This window comes from Gemella cuniculi DSM 15828 (assembly GCF_000425665.1).
Classification (GTDB): Bacteria; Bacillota; Bacilli; order Staphylococcales; family Gemellaceae; genus Gemella; species Gemella cuniculi.
Window position 1 is genome coordinate 1 of sequence record NZ_AUDW01000028.1, and the last position, 16,574, is coordinate 16,574.

Annotated in this window: 14 protein-coding genes and 1 pseudogene; 2 read left to right on the top strand and 13 right to left on the bottom strand. The window is 28.4% G+C overall.

Annotated features, from left to right (window positions below; genetic code table 11):
• The 8 genes and pseudogenes from H612_RS10485 to H612_RS0104050 all read right to left on the bottom strand — a co-directional run.
• A pseudogene (locus tag H612_RS10485) lies at positions 1 to 172 on the bottom strand (hypothetical protein); the annotation flags it as partial.
• A gap of 57 nt (positions 173 to 229) precedes the next feature.
• Positions 230 to 1,255 (bottom strand): glycosyltransferase family 2 protein, encoded by a 1,026-nt coding sequence (locus H612_RS0104020; protein ID WP_027130284.1) that lies wholly within the window; start codon positions 1,253 to 1,255, stop codon positions 230 to 232.
• Positions 1,256 to 1,337: 82 nt separating this feature from the next.
• Positions 1,338 to 3,179, bottom strand: a complete 1,842-nt coding sequence (locus tag H612_RS0104025) for a glucosaminidase domain-containing protein (RefSeq protein ID WP_051210136.1) — start codon at positions 3,177 to 3,179, stop codon at positions 1,338 to 1,340.
• Positions 3,180 to 3,475: 296 nt separating this feature from the next.
• A complete protein-coding gene (locus H612_RS0104030; RefSeq protein WP_027130286.1) occupies positions 3,476 to 4,165 on the bottom strand; it encodes a CTP--phosphocholine cytidylyltransferase in 690 nt (229 codons plus the stop codon).
• Positions 4,166 to 4,275: 110 nt separating this feature from the next.
• Positions 4,276 to 5,151 (bottom strand): DMT family transporter, encoded by an 876-nt coding sequence (locus H612_RS0104035; protein WP_027130287.1) that lies wholly within the window; start codon positions 5,149 to 5,151, stop codon positions 4,276 to 4,278.
• A complete protein-coding gene (locus H612_RS0104040; RefSeq protein ID WP_281170291.1) occupies positions 5,141 to 6,037 on the bottom strand; it encodes a choline/ethanolamine kinase family protein in 897 nt (298 codons plus the stop codon). The genes H612_RS0104035 and H612_RS0104040 overlap by 11 nt, the downstream gene beginning before the upstream one ends.
• A gap of 267 nt (positions 6,038 to 6,304) precedes the next feature.
• Positions 6,305 to 7,327 carry a ribitol-5-phosphate dehydrogenase gene (locus H612_RS0104045; RefSeq protein ID WP_027130289.1) on the bottom strand — a complete coding sequence of 341 codons (1,023 nt, stop codon included), beginning with the start codon at positions 7,325 to 7,327 and terminating at the stop codon, positions 6,305 to 6,307.
• 1 nt (position 7,328) lies between these two features.
• Positions 7,329 to 8,036, bottom strand: coding sequence for an IspD/TarI family cytidylyltransferase (locus H612_RS0104050; RefSeq protein ID WP_027130290.1), 708 nt, complete (start codon positions 8,034 to 8,036; stop codon positions 7,329 to 7,331).
• A gap of 162 nt (positions 8,037 to 8,198) precedes the next feature.
• Here H612_RS0104050 and H612_RS0104055 point away from each other — a divergent pair, with 162 nt between their 5' ends.
• Together H612_RS0104055 and H612_RS0104060 are read left to right on the top strand one after the other, a co-directional pair.
• Positions 8,199 to 9,680, top strand: coding sequence for an oligosaccharide flippase family protein (locus H612_RS0104055; RefSeq protein WP_027130291.1), 1,482 nt, complete (start codon positions 8,199 to 8,201; stop codon positions 9,678 to 9,680).
• A complete protein-coding gene (locus H612_RS0104060; protein ID WP_027130292.1) occupies positions 9,677 to 11,170 on the top strand; it encodes an MBL fold metallo-hydrolase in 1,494 nt (497 codons plus the stop codon). Before H612_RS0104055 ends, H612_RS0104060 begins: the two co-directional genes overlap by 4 nt.
• Positions 11,171 to 11,441: 271 nt before the next feature.
• Here H612_RS0104060 and H612_RS0104065 read toward each other — a convergent pair whose 3' ends face one another.
• From H612_RS0104065 to H612_RS0104085, 5 genes are read right to left on the bottom strand one after another with little or no spacing between them, the layout of a single operon-like run.
• A complete protein-coding gene (locus H612_RS0104065; protein WP_027130293.1) occupies positions 11,442 to 12,155 on the bottom strand; it encodes a LicD family protein in 714 nt (237 codons plus the stop codon).
• A 40-nt stretch (positions 12,156 to 12,195) separates the two neighbouring features.
• Positions 12,196 to 13,557, bottom strand: a complete 1,362-nt coding sequence (locus H612_RS0104070; protein WP_027130294.1) for an O-antigen ligase family protein — start codon at positions 13,555 to 13,557, stop codon at positions 12,196 to 12,198.
• Between the two features lie 9 nt (positions 13,558 to 13,566).
• Positions 13,567 to 14,526 (bottom strand): glycosyltransferase family 2 protein, encoded by a 960-nt coding sequence (locus H612_RS0104075; protein ID WP_027130295.1) that lies wholly within the window; start codon positions 14,524 to 14,526, stop codon positions 13,567 to 13,569.
• Positions 14,519 to 15,355, bottom strand: coding sequence for a LicD family protein (locus H612_RS0104080; protein ID WP_027130296.1), 837 nt, complete (start codon positions 15,353 to 15,355; stop codon positions 14,519 to 14,521). The genes H612_RS0104075 and H612_RS0104080 overlap by 8 nt, the downstream gene beginning before the upstream one ends.
• Entirely contained in the window at positions 15,348 to 16,565 is a 1,218-nt protein-coding gene (locus tag H612_RS0104085; protein ID WP_027130297.1) for a DegT/DnrJ/EryC1/StrS family aminotransferase, read from the bottom strand. Before H612_RS0104085 ends, H612_RS0104080 begins: the two co-directional genes overlap by 8 nt.
• Positions 16,566 to 16,574: the final 9 nt, after the last annotated feature.

The window sequence follows — 16,574 nt, forward strand, 5'->3', positions numbered from 1 at the left end:
CCCATGCATTTTTTACTAATGACCCAGATTGATTATAATAATACCATGTACTTCCATTTTGAATCCATCCTTGAGCTGCATATATTTCTTTTTCACATACAGCATTAACAACTATTGGAGCAGATAATACTGCTAATACACCTAAACTCGCCTTAATTCTATTATTCTTCATAAAAAACTTCCCACTCCTATTTTAATTATTTCATATTTTATTGTATATCATTTTCTTTTATTTTACATCATTTTTTATATTAATTTTACTGTAATATTCTTTTTTCCAAGAAAATCCTTTCACTAATCCCACTAAACTACCTAATCCATAAGAAAAATGAATTAAAAAAAGCAAGAACGGCATTAACAACATAGTAAAATTAAATTTATTATTCAATATTGTAATTAACATAATAATAATCGCAAATAATAAATATGCCCCACTTAATAAAGCTATAAATATTTTCGTTATTGGAATTATCAAAAGGCTAAAAATAATAGCTAAAACAAAAAATAAGGGAACAAAATGAAATATAGAAAATGCTTTAGGATAAATATGACTGACTTTTCCTATCCAATACCCATTTAAATATTTTTGTTTTAACATTCTTTTTATAGTTGGTCTTGTATATTGATAAGACAAAATATCTTTGCTATATCTAATCTTATAGCCGTTTTTCCTTATTCGATAGTGTAATTCATTATCTTCTACTCGTCCTACTTCTTCATCTAGCAGCCCTACTTTTTCAAAAATTTCTTTTCTATACATTCCCTGAAAAACAGAATTAACGTACTTTTTAGAAGTTTCTTTTCGATAATCTGCTATTCCACTTCCAAACATATTTTCTTCAACTAACAATAATGTCTGACTTAAATTATCATTACTTTCTATAATGTTAGGTCGTGGTCCTCCACAAACATATTCTCCTTCATTAATTATCTTTACATTATTTTCTATAAAATTTTTTGTAATATGAGAATGACAATCTACTTTTAGAATACATTCTCCTCGAGCTTTCCTTATACCTATATTCATTCCTGAAGACAAGATTACTTTTGGATTTTTCAACAGTACTATATCAAAAAAATCATTCTTACTACTTTTAAAATTCTCTAATATACTCCAACTAGAGTCAGTAGACATTCCATCTATAAAAATTAATTCTATTTTGCTATGATTATACGTTTGAACTTTAAAATCTTCTATTAATTTTGGTAAAAATTTTTCTTCATTAAGTAATCCTATAACTACCGATACTAACATCCTATCTCCTTACTTCAGATATAGAAATGGGACAAAACAAAAAATAATATTTCCTGTTTTTTGTCCCATCCCTATACATTTGTTATTTATCTTTTCTTCCTAATAACTCGTTTGCTTCAAACATTATACTAGCAATCGACTCTCCCCAAAACGGAGCAGTTGCATAGTTCACATTCATTCCACCAGCTTTATTCCCTAGGTAAGCACCATTTGCTGGATAACCTGAATTATGAAGATATTTTTGATTTATCCAACGTGCAGCTCCCAAAATCCCTGAGTCTACATTATCAAATTTTGTAGCTGATTCATACGGATTAGAATCATAAGCAGCTATTCCAAAGAAATTATTTTTACTTTTAGCTATATTACTTTTTCCCCATGCACTTTCTAACGCACTATGAGCAACTAAATACAAAGCATTAACCCCATATCTTTTTTCTGCTGCTTTAAATGTTTCACCTTTTCCTGCAAGCATACTATTACCAGCACCCATTAATTGATATAATCTATTTAAATCAGCAGCCGTATAATTTGTTTTAGATTTTAAATTACTATATTGGAATGGATGAGTCAACTTAAATGTTCCAAAGTTTATTCCATCCGCTGAGTAATAAGCTCTTCCTATTTTCATACTTGGATGATGATATGCCACTTTTACTTTACTATATTGTGAGTATCTATGATAAACATATTTTCCATCGCTTATATAATCAGGTATAAACATTGTTTTTTCACTTACTTCTCGTACTTGAGAAGCATTAACATATCCTGTTAAACCTGCTATTTGTACTGGTATTCTTCCATTAACACTCGCTCTATTATCTCTGAATAATACCGTTCCTTGAGAAACATGTGATAAAATTTGTCCATTAGCATTGTAAACTGGTATGTATAATGCTGTCACTCTATAAAACCCGGAATAAGGATTATAGTTTCCAGAACCTGTATCTCTCACCCAAGCTCCATCACTTCCCACGTAATATCTATTATTATCTACCCAGCTATTCGTTGCCATCTTTCCATCTGCTCCTAGCCAGTAGTTTCCTGCCCATTTATTTCTTGCATAACTTCCATCTTGGTTTAAATAATACCACGCTCTATAATTATTATCGTACACCCATGAATTAGTCTGCATTGCTCCATTTTTTCCTAGGTAGTAATTTCCTACCCATGTATTTTTTACTGGTGTTCCATTCTGATTATAATAATACCATGTACTCCCTTCTTTTTGCCAACCTATTTTCTTAGCATTTTTTACCCAAGAGCCGTCATTTCCTACATAATATTTATTATTATCTACCCAGCTATTTGTCGCCATTTTCCCATCTGCTCCTAGCCAGTAATTTCCTGCCCACGCATTTTTTACCAGTGACCCAGATTGATTATAATAATACCATGTATTCCCTTCTTTTTGCCAACCTGTTTTCTTAGCGTTTTTTACCCAAAATCCATCATTTCCTACATAATATTTATTATTATCTACCCAGCTATTTGTTGACATCTTTCCGTCTGCTCCTAGCCAGTAATTTCCTGCCCACGCATTTTTTACTAGCGACCCAGATTGATTATAATAATACCATGTATTCCCTTCTTTTTGCCAACCTGTTTTCTTAGCGTTTTTTACCCAAGATCCATCATTTCCTACGTAATATTTACTATTATCTACCCAGCTATTTGTTGACATCTTTCCATCTGCTCCTAGCCAGTAGTTTCCTACCCATTTATTTTTCATAGCTAGACCATTTTGGAAGAAATACCAATTTTTTCCATCATTATACCAAGAATTTGCTGGTTTGTTATTCTGATAGAATACATTTCCTCTGTATTCAGCTTTGGTAATATTATTTTCTACAACTTGTGGTGCTACCATAGGAATAACAAAAACGCTCCCTAGTAAAACACTTCCTTTTATTAGTTTTTTCACTATATGTTCTCCTCTATATTTTTATTACCTTTTCTTTATTTTATACTTCAATCGTATTAATTATACCATTTTTCTTTACAAAAAAAATTACAAGTTAATTACAAATTAGTAATATTTAGACTTAAAAATGCAATATAAGTATTCATCAATTTTGAAAATATTATAAACTAAAATGCAGATATTTTTATTTTAAAAAAACTCTACTCCATATAATCTTATTTTCATAAAAAATAAAGCACCTAGCATTTCAAACTAACCTATTTTCATAAATTAGTCCTAATACCAAGCACGTTATTTTATTTGAATTCTATTAATATTTTTTCTAGCTTATTGTAATCTTTTACACTATCTATCTCATAAATACTATTATCTTCTAATTCTTCCACATAGACATCTAATTTATCTATATTATCCTTGACCATATTATCCCAATATAGATTTGTAAATTCATTACTTTCATAAGCCTCGTTAATAAATTCCACTATTTTTTCTGCGGTTTTCGCATCCCAAAAAGACACTCCACTCAAAATGCGGCCAGCCTTACTATCAACTATAATATCTTTTACCTTAAAATCCTCTCCATAAATTAGAAACCACTCGTTATCACATTCTTCTCTGTAAACACTAAAATACGTTGAACGATTAATATTATTTCTGAACATATTTTTAAATAAATAATTATCCGCATCTATAACATAACTATCTGCTAAATAATCTTTTACTAGATATAAGGAATAAAAGTTATTATACTCAGCATATTTTTCATTATATACTAATTTAACATTGTACTTATTTTTTAAATAATTAAATTGCTCATGCAAATATCCCACGACAATTATAATATCATCAATTCCTTTTTCTTTTAAATACTCTATCTGATACTCTACTAAAGGCTTATTCTTTACCTTAATTAAAGCTTTTGGGGTATTATTTGTCATAGGTCTTAGCCTAGTTCCTAACCCTGCTGCTAAAATTATTGCTCTCAACTTTATTTCCTCCAAACATAATTTTTCATCAAATTATTCTTTATAATATAAAATTTTACAAAATACTTTTATTATTATACTTCGTAGTACCCATAATTTTATTTAAAATCTTAATCTTTTATAATTATATACACTCCAAAAATAATAACTATCGAAGTTATCACAACTTGCAAACTAATACCTATTCCTAAAAATATTGCTGAAAATATAATTGTCCACACTACATAGCTAACATTAAGCCCTGTAGCTTTCGCAGGTTTTAATCGATTAATTGACATATAATACAATATATAAGATACCATATTGCTAAGTACAAAAATAAAGATCAAACTCACTAATTTAAAATCTGCTATTTCTGAAACACTAAATCCGTTAAATATCACAATAACAAGATACGATAAAAATGATGTAACTTGTCTTATCAATAACGTTTCTATCTCTGTTAAATTATTGCTCATTGCATAAGAACTAAGAACGCTCTCACTTCCCCAAGCTATAGCACAAACAAGTGCAAAAAGAAACCCTATATAAAACGAATTAATCTGTTCTGTTTTATAACTTTGAATAAAAATCCCCGTTATAATCAGTGCAATTCCAAGAATTGTTTTTCTTGATACCCTATGACGTAAAAACACAACTGCTAAAAGAACTGATACCGCTGGATATACCGCAGTTATTGAAGAAGTAAGTGCTCCTCCTAAATATTTTACTGCATATAAATTACATTGCATTCCTATTGGCCCTGCAAGCAAAGCACCTACTATAACGCTCATATTTTTTATATTAAGAAAAATTCTAAAATCTATCTTTTTATATTTTATCAGTATAATTGCTCCTAGAATAAAAATACTGATAAAATCATGAACAAAAGCCACGACAAAAGGAGAAATATTATATAACGAAAATATATAAGCACTTATCGTTAAACCTAATCCCCAAAAAAGTCCTGAAAACAAACCAAATGAAACTCCTGTTTTATTTCTCATAACTTTCTACATACTCCTTTAGATTTTTTAAACAGCGATTGTAACGATCTTGTCCATATGTTCCAAAATCATCTCCTTGTTCTTCTTTATAAATTGTCCATAAACTCCAAAGGAAATCTTGTAGAATTTTGTAAATCATAATTTTAGCGATACTGACAGGCGTTTTTTCACTACAATAATATTTCAAAAAATTTCCTTCCTCTGACTTTCTAAAACCAGATTCCAAAAATAATGCAGCTAAATCCCACATTGGATCGTTCATCGCCGAATATTCCCAGTCAATCAGATACACCCTTCCACTTCTATCTTCTATAAAATTTTCTGGCACTAAATCTATATGACAAGACTTTTTATCAACACCTAATTGTTCTAAATGTTTTTCTAATGAAAAAACTTTTTCTCTAATTTTTTCATAATATGCATAATCCACATTACCTTCAATTAAACTTTCATATTTTTTAATTTCTTCAAAAACTTTAAACTCACCATCCAAAATCTTCTCAGAACCATGAACTTTTTGTAAAATGTCTGCAACCTCTTTCGTTCTTGCTTTTAGGTAGTGTGCGTCAAATGTAGTAGCATCTTCTATATATTCATTAACTTTTATTCCAGCTTCTACATCAAAAATATAGTTTTTCACATCAAGCTCAAGACCTTTTAGTTTATTTAAATTATTTTTTTCCGTTTCTCTATTTATTAATTTTTCTGTCCCTTTTCCAAAAAATTTTACAATATATTTTTTATTAGTAGTTTCCACTAGGTAGTTATTATTAGTCATGCCACCTAATCGTTCTACACTTACTATCTCTTCTGCATCAGAAAGTAGTTTTGATATTTTATTTTTAATTAACTGTTTCAAATCGAAAACCTCTTTTCTGCATTTCATAATTACACACCTGTCGAAGCATGTCAAAAATTTAGAGACCCTAATTTTAAAATCCTAGTCTTTGTTAACTGTTTATTTACTCAAAACCTTTAGATCATGGAGAAACGTTATTAATAAAACACAAGCCATGCTTGATTTCTGATGAATAAAATTAAGAAAATAAATTTCAACTTCAACTGTTTCCCTATTTTTTACATGAAAATTTTTGGAATTTCTTAATTTTTTAATCGTTCCTCTAAACTAGTATTAACCACAAAGTTTTAAAAATTACACATCCCACTTAAATACTGTTTTAAATGCTGTATTTAAATCTGTTGCAAATACTCTATGAATATCGGTAATACTTTTAACTGGTTCTTCCAAATAAATGATGTTTTTAAATCTTCTTTCAAACTTTTTATCACTTAACATCTCCACTGTTTTTTCAAAGTCACATCTTCCTGAACGTGACGATCCAATAAGAGTTAATCCTTTTTCTAAAACATCTCTTGTATTAATATTAACTTTATATTCACTTACTCCCATAAGTACCAGACTTCCTTGCGGTTTTATGTATTTTATTAGGTCATTTATTGCATATCCACTTCCATCTCCACCGCAACATTCTATCCCATGATCAAATTTTAGATTTTCCGGAATATCATCTGTTAAATATCTTTCTTTTGCAAAGCTAAATAATTCCAGCTTTTCCCAATGACGTCCTATAACGATTATTTCTGAATGTGGTAACGTATAGTTCACTATATTAGCCATCACATAAGCTAAAGAACCATCACCTATTATTGCTATTCTATCTTTTTTGCTGTGAGAGATTTTTTGAAATCTATCTATTGCATGCATTCCTACACTTATAAATTCACTAATCGCTGCGACTGAGTCTTCTATGCCATTATAAGCCACTACTCTATCTTTTGGTAAAGCTACATATTCTCTCATAAATCCATCATGTCCACTTGATAGGAAGTGCGTGCCTTCCATATAGTTTTCATAAAATTGTTCATCACTTTGTCTTGGTGGTTGGTTCGGTATCATTATTACCTTTTGCCCAATTTCGTAAGTATTCGTTGGATCTGCAATAACTATTCCTACACACTCATGAATCAATGCCATCGGTAGTTTTTTTGCTAATACTTTCGGATCTCTTTTTCCTTGATAATACCTTTGATCTGCATGGCACAATGCCATATAGTTTGGTCGTATTATAATTTTATCCTTATTGTTTAAGTTTTCTTCATTATACTTTACATTAATAAATTTTGGTTTTATCAATTGATATATTTGATTTATCATACTACTCGTCCTCTAACATACTCTTCGCTATTTTTAAATCTGTTACTGTTGTTATTTTTAGATTTGAGTATTCACCCTTAGCTAATGCTACTTTTTTCCCTTTTATAACAAAAATTTTACACGCATCTGTTAATATCTGTTTTTCTTCTCCACTTAATGAGTTGTATAGATTCAAAAAGTCTTTACAATGAAAAGATTGAGGAGTTTGCCCCTGATAATAATGAGCTCTATTCGGTATGTTGGTGATGTACTCTCCATTTGTGCTTTCCACTATTGTATCCACTGCTTCTACTACAGTATCTACTGCATCACTCTGTTTTGCTAGTCTAATATTATCTTTTATTATACGCAATGTTATAAATGGACGCACTGAGTCGTGTGTTACGACTATGTCTTCATCTACTAATTCTTTATAGTCATTTATCGCATTAATAATATTTTCAATTGTTGTATTTCTATCAACTCCTCCAGCTGTGATAATTATTTTATCAACAAAAGCTGGAACGTATTCTTTTATTAAATCTTCCGTGTGGCTTATCCAATCTTCATGAACTCCAACAACTACTTTTTCTATTTCTGGCTCTAATAAAAATTTTTCAATCGTATGAATTATTATCGGTTTATCCCCAAGCTCCAAGAATTGTTTTGGCATATTACTTATCCCCATTCTTGTTCCTGTCCCACCTGCGAGTATTCCTGCGTATATCATATTGTTCTCCTTAAAATTATTTACTTTATTTAATATATCATTACAATTATAACATATTATATATTAATCAACAAAAAAGTTTAGTATCTTTTATAATTTTTTAACAAGTTGATATTTTATGTTATAATATTTAAGAGAATTTTAGAGAGGATTTACCTTTTCATGAAAAATATAAAAATTAATGCTTTGGCGAGTTTAATGGTAAATATATTAAACATTGTATTCCCTTTGATAACTAATCCATATCTTACAAGAATACTAAGTAAGCCTAATTATAGTTATTTTAACACTGCAAATACGTGGGCAAGTTTTGTTATACCTTTGGCTGCTTTTGGAATTTATAATTATGGAATTAGAGCAATCAGTAAAGTTAAAGACGATAAAGAGGCGATTAATTATGTATTTTCAAAATTATTTTACATATCCGTAATCACCTCCATTATAATAACAGGAATATACTTTTTATTTATAGATTTTTGTACAAATATAGAAAATCTAAAAATATTATACTATATATTGGGAATTCAGGCTTTATTTCAATTTTTAAATATTGAGTGGATGAATGAGGCATATGAAAATTATACTTTTATCCTATATAAAACTTTATTTATTAGAATAACTATGCTTATCTCTATCTTCGTATTTATAAAAACAGAAGATGATATCATTCCTTATGCTATTATTATGAGTGCTACTACTATTCTTAACTATTTACTTAGCTTTATATGGATAAAAAAAGAAGTTAGTTTTGTAAAAATTCCATTTAAAAAATTAATCAGTTCTATAAAAGGATTGACAACAATGTTACTTTTAGCCAATGCTAATATGCTTTACACTTTGTTAGACAGAATGTTTATAACAAATGGTAATAATGAAAATTATATTTCTTATTACACTATTGCACTAAGCATTGTTATGCTAATTGCAAATGTCTTAAGTGGAGCTCTTAATGTGGCAATTCCACGTTTAAGTTATTATCTAGGAAAAAAAGACTACTCTTCCTATTCTTATCTAGTAAATCAATCAAGTTCTATATTTTTCTTTTTGATAATACCAGTTAGTTTTGGTCTAATTATATTGGGGCCTTATGCTACTGTTATATACTCTTCTGATAAATATATAGAAGCTGGGATTGTAACGAGTATTTTTGCACTTAGAACTATTATTTGGGCGATTGAACTCATATTAGGGAAACAAATTATTTTTATTAATGATTATGAAAGTAAACTTACATTATTCTATTTTATAGGCGGTAGTATAAATGTTATTCTAAATACTTTACTCTTCATAAATAGTATTTATAAACCAGAGTATTATATAGGAACAACAATTATTGCCGAATTCGCTGTAGTTTTACTGGAAATTATTTTTATAAAAACACACAATCTTATTTCTCTAAAACCTATATTTAACATTTTTACAAAATTCAGTCTAATCTCACTTGGATTTATTCCAATATATTATATTTTTAAAACCGTGCTAAAAATATATTCTTATGAAATAACCACTAATATGTTAATTATGATTTTCTTAGTAATGAGCATTTCTGCTGTATACTATATTGTAACTTTAATTGTTATCAAAGATAAAACTGTACTTTCTATGATTAACATAATCAATATTAAAATTAGGAGAAAACTATGAAAAAAATACTAAAAATTTATAAAATACCTATATTCATATTAGTAACATGCCTCACTTTTTTTCTAGCAAATACTTCTGATATCTCTGCAAAAGATAGACTTCATATTATTACAGTCGCAGAATATTCAGATGCAATAATACTGGAAAGTGACGGGCATTTTGCCATGATTGATACTGGCGAAGATTTTTCTTTTCCTGACGGTTCGAATCCAAAATATCCTTTCCGTGACGGAATAACTACAGATTCCAAAAAAGTTACAGAAGACCGTTTATTAGCACATATCAAAAAACTTGGAATTAAAAAGTTTGATTTTGTATTAATTACTCATACTCATTCCGATCATATTGGAGCCGCACATGATATATTAAAATCTATCCCAACTGATAAGTTATATTTAAAAAAATATAGTGATGATCGTATTTCAGACAAAAACAGATTATGGGATAATTTATATGGCTATGACAGAGCTTTAGCTGCTGCAAAAGAAAAAGGTGTAAAAATAATTCAAAATATTACAAAACAGGATTCTTTTATTAAACTAGGGAATATAACAATTAACCTATTAAATTATGAGAATGAATACGATAAACACGGAAATCTCAGCAAGGTTTATGATGAAAATTTAAATTCCATATTGGCCATTCTTAATATTAAAAATACTAAAATATTTCTTGGTGGTGATTTGGAAAATACAGAATTAAAAAAAGAAGATTACTTTGCTCCACTTATAGGAAAAGTTGATGTTATGAAATTCAATCATCACATGGAAACTACAAAATCTAACACAAAAAATTTTGTAAATACATTAAATCCAAAATACATGATTAAAACGGGAATTAATCGCATTGAAGAAAATTACAAGAAATACCTTGATGAAAAAAATGTAAATATAATAAACGCTGGTAGAAGAGATATTGCTGCAATAGTCTTAGACTTTGATAGTGGAAAAGTTATTGATGTTTCAAAAGAATTTCCACATTATGGATTTTACTATGAAAATAATACTCTTAAATTCAAAGATTGGAACGGAAACTATCCCCCCGAAGGTTGGGTTCAACACGACGACAACTGGTATTATTTTAAAAATAATGGTGAAGTTACGGTAAAATGGGAAAAAATTGACAATAACTGGTTCTTATTTAGTGATGATGGAAAACTAAAAGATGGTTTAGTTGAAGATAATAATAATTTTTACTATATTGATAAAAACAAAGGCATGCTCTCAAAGACCTGGAAAGAACACAATTCTAAAAATATTTATCTCAAATCAAATGGTCAGATGGCAAAAGATGAATGGGAGAATTGGTATCATTTTGAAAAGGATGGCACTATTAGTAAAAATAAATGGATCGGTCTTCTTTACATAAATGACAAAGGGCAATATAATCCATTTAATTTTAGAAATATCCCTCTGTTTCTATTAACTCTAATAGTTACTATTATTGTAGTAAAAAAAGTTTTAAAAAACCATTATAATCGAACCTATTAATAAAATATATTATATTTAAACTCATACACTGTACAAAAAAATTATTTCATATTCCAAAAAATATTAAAGATTGAGCCTAATTCTTATAAGACTCAATCTTATTTTTTATTCATTGATTTTTTATTATCTTTAAAAGCTTAAATATTAAAAATAGTGTTAAAAAGGTATTAGGTCATAAATACAATACCTCACTGTTTAAAATATTCATATACTTATCAAAAAAGTAGTTAAAGAAAAGTTTTTTCATTTTTTTACCACTAATAGTTTAGCACTAACTCAAAATCAAATTGACTTTTGCAAATTCTGAAGATTTTTTTTTATATATAGGATTTTCTTTCCAATTATAGTTTGTATTAGGTATTTCAAAATCTTCACCATAAAGATAACTTAGATATTCTTTTGTATTACTTGGAATTTTTACTTTTTCATTTTTAAAGTCACATTCCTCTAGCCTTAAAAAAGGAATTTCATAATGATATACTTCATATCTTGTTGGTTTCCCTAAAGCATTTATCATAAAATATATTGTATCCGTTCTTACCTTATTATCTACCAAGCTGTAAACAATAAAATCAACATTTAAACCTTTATAATTATATGATATCTCCACTAAATTATTATTATAATAAAATTCCTTACTTCTTACAAAACCCTTCTCCAATAAGTAACTTTCCTTTTCAAGAAAATCTTCATAATCAGAGATTATAATTCCAAAATCCATATCTAAATCATGATTAATAAAATTTTTTTCTCTATAATACCCTAATAAAGTCCCAAAATCCAACCATAAAGGGTATTCTCTCAACTTTGAATTGTATATTATATGCAAAATTTCCCTAAAATTTCCCCTTAAAAGTTCACTTCTTGTAGAATCTAATTCTTTATTCGCTTTATCATTTAATTTTTTTATAAATATCCATTGTTTCACTATATCCTTTTTATCACCTAAAAAACTAGCCAAACTTCTTTTAAACCATTGTAACATAATAAATCCTCTTTTTTATTATTCAATTATCGAGAAATCTCTATTCTTCTCCTCCATCCGTAGAAAGCATATTAAAATAATAGCTAATGCTTATAAACAATATCATACCCAATAAGGTAATTCCATAAAACGTCGAACTTAAAAACAGATTTGATATTAAGATAACTATTAAAATTAAACTGATTGCCATTAATTCAACATTAACTATACTCCCTTTTCTTAGATGAACCATTATTTTACTTCCTAACGATTTCAACGTGGTCAATATAAAAATAGCCATTATCAAAAAACCTACTACTCCATTATAAAACAAAATTTCTATATAACCATTATGTGCAAAATAATGTTCTTTTACTATATATTCTTCTGAATTATATTTTTTTGCAATCTCATACCAATTACCTGAAGAATACCCTAACACTGGTCTTTTAGGTACAAAATTCAAAGTTGACTTCCAAATAGTAAATCTATTATTGGATATATTATCCTCACTTGTATCTGTTCTTTCTAATGAGAGATTATTTTCATTATTTAATTTCCCTTGATGCTTAATTAGTTCTTCTTTGTTATAACTTAAATATTGTACACCTGCTAAACCAATGCTCTTATAACTAAAAAATACTATCGCTAATACAGCTATGACTTTTAATAGTGTTTTAGGATATTCTTTTCTATAAAATAACATTATTGCGTATACTAATGAGACGATCATTAAGCATATATAAGCTGTTCTTGAACCAGATAATACTACATAAATATAATTTAATAAAATTGCTATCCAAGTTAGTACAGTATAATTTTTTTTAATTTTCTTAAGATTAACTATTAAAAAAATTATTACTATCAATGATGTTATTGATAAATAATTTGGATCTGCAAATATCCCAAATAATCTTGATTCAACAAAACCTTGCCTAATAATTTTCCCTCTATAGTCGTGTACTCTGTAACCTTTTAACAATATAAACTGCGCTATTGAAATTGATACGCCAATCGTATTTAAAACAGCAATCACATAAAAGAACGTATAGTATATTTTTTTATTTAACTCTGCTCTAAATAACTTAAACATTGGGAATATCGCAAAAAAGTAAATTATAAAAACTACTATATTTTTTATATTAGTTGAATAACCATAATTTGCGACTAAAATACACGTTAATACATTGAAAATGAAGAACAAAATTAAATAATTAATACTTCTTACTTTCAAATAAACTTTTTTTATAATTAAATTATATCCAGCTAAAAATAATCCCAACAAAGTCATACCTCCAGTGATTATCTTATTAGCGGATATAAACTGTAATGGAACTATTAATCCACACATACAATATACAGCAACTATTAAAATAAATATAAAATTTATTTTATAATAGTTCTCATCTATTAATTTCAACATTTTTATCTCCTAGTATTTTCTTCTGTTCACTATTTTTTTATATAATTTTTTATTTATTAATAAACTAATAAAACCAATCTTTCTTCCTCTAGTAAACAGCTTATCGGTTAATATATTTTTAGTATTATTTTTTAGATAACCAATTAATTCTTTTTCTAATTTTTCATCTTTGTATTCTTCGTCTAACAACAGTCTATCCAAAACATAAAAGTATGCCCAATTCAGCCTCGTTTGTGCCACGCCTGCTAGACTCGGATATTTTTCTTTTATTATCTTAGAATTCTGCTCATAGGCTTCAATAACATTTAAAAATTTTTTAGAAAATTTTTGGGTAGTGATACTATTCTCTCTATGTACATAGTAATATTTTTTTTCGTTTGTTGCCACAATTTTCTCACACTTATCTAGCAATCTAATCATAATAAAAGCATCTTCTGCTATCTTACCTAATTCAAATTTTAAATCAGAAAATAAACTTTTTTTATACAATTTATTCACTGCTGTTACTGATAATATTTTTGCTTTCATAACCATTTTAATAGCTTTTTCGGAATTTAATTCCCATGTTTTTTTATTGACAACCTGAGACTCTGGAATATTATTATATACATCATAATGTCCACACATTGATAAATCAGCATCTGTATCCATTAGATTTTTTAATAAGATCTCGTACATATCATTATCAATATAATCATCACTATCTATAAACCCTATCAAATTTGACGTAGCAACTTCTATACCTTTATTCCTTGCATCCGACAAACCACCATTTTCTTTATGAATAACTCTTATTCTAGCATCTTTTTCTGCTAACTTCTCACATATTTTTCCACTACTATCAGTAGAACCATCATCTACTAAAATAATTTCTAAGTTTTTATAGGTTTGGTTTATTATAGAATTTACACATTTTTCCAAATATTGTTCAACATTATATACTGGAACAATCACACTAATCTTATCCATAATACTCCCCCTTGTACTTAATATAACTATTTTTCATATCAGTTAATATTGCATCATGATGTGGTATTTGCTTCTCCTTTGGCGGCGGTGTCATATAGTCACCAAAAGCTGTTTTTAAATATATATCATAACCGACAGGGATTGGCATTTGTGTATTTTCAAAATCTATAAATAAATTATCTTCAAATGCAGAAATCGGGTATTTTTTTTGCATGTAATGTGGACCTGAACAAAGTTCAATTATTCCGTCGCTATCTTCTTTTTTATATTTAACCATCTCATACTCCGCTTTTTTCCATATTTTATAACGAAGACTTCTTGGTGTTATACCTAAAAGTATTTTACTCCCCCACTTCATTATACTACCATGTTTTTCAGGAATAGTTTGAGCACAAAATAGCGAATAAATTAATGCCCATCTTGTCTGTTTTTTTCTTTCTCTTTTATCTTTAGGGTAGTAGTCTAAAGGAATCACATCCAAAGCTAACCCATGCGGCATATCCAAATCTTGCTGATATGGTTTTATACATGTAGTATTTTTATCTCTTATTGTAATAAATAAATTTCTATCAACAAAATTTTTATCACTTTTTGACAAAAAATATTGCTCCTGTGCGTACTTATTCCAAAGTTCAGGTAATTTTTCATAATGGGCACGTGGCATAAAAAAATCTAAATCGTCGTCCCAAGGAATAAACCCCTTATTCCTCAAACCTCCTATTGCTCCTCCTCCACAAAGATAACATAGCAAGTTATGTTCTTTACAAAATGCAACAAAATATTCAGCCATCTCTAAACTTTTGTCTTGTATTTCTTTTAAACTACTCACCTACTACCTCCATCACTATTTCCTTGAAGTTCGTAATAATTACTTCCACATCACCATCACTTAAAAGAGTGTTAAGCGGTAAAGTTATTTCATTAACATAATATGAATAAGCATTAGGATAGTCTTTTATATCAAATCCTAAATTTTTATACGCTGTTAGTAGTGGCAGTGGCTTATAATGAACATTACAACTAATACCACGTTCAGCCATCTTTTCAATAATTTTCCCACGTTCTTCAAACGTTGCACCTTTGATATGTGTTATATAAAGATGTGATGAAGAACTATATCCTGATGTTCTATGTTTTAACGGAATTATTTTTGTTCCTTCAAAACCTTTGTTATACTTATCAACAAGATTATATCTTCTTCTTAAAAGTTCTGGATAACGATTAAGCTGCACTAATCCTAACGATGCTGCCAAATCAGTCATATTACATTTATATCCTGGAATGACAATATCATATTCCCAAGAACCAGCTTTCATTTTAGAAAGAGCATCTTTTGTTTGACCATGAAGTGACAAGATTTGAAATTCTTTGTACAACTGGTCATTATCAAAATTAGGATTTTCTCTCCAAGTAACACTGCCACCTTCTGCTGTTGTAAAATTCTTCACAGCATGGAATGAAAATGTAGAAAAATCTGCTACAGCCCCAATTTTAACTCCCTTATACTCACTACCTAAAGCATGAGCTGCATCTGCAATAACCGCCACTCTTCCTAATTTTTCTTGATACTGACCATTTGCTCTAAACAAATCTTTTTTGCTTTCAACTATATCAAAAATCTTGTCATAATCACAAGGAATTCCTCCTAGATCTACAGGGATTATCGCCTTTGTTTGTGACGTAATTGCTTGGGCTAATTTATCATAATCCATTTCAGCAGATTCTTTTTGAATATCCACCATTACCGCTGTTGCTCCGACATGATAAATTACACTACAAGATGCTGTATAAGTCATCGCAGGAACGATAACTTCATCTCCTGGTCCAATTTCTAAAACTCTTAGTACTAATTCTAATGCTGCTGTTGCAGAATTTAAACATACTGTTTTTGGAGTTGTCGTAAAAGTTGATAACCTTTTTTCCAACTCTTTTGTCTTTGGTCCAGTTGTAATCCAACCAGATTTTAATGTATCTATTACTTCGTTAATTTCATCATCTATTATATCAGGTGGTGAAAATGGTATATTATATTTTTTCATTTCTTGCTC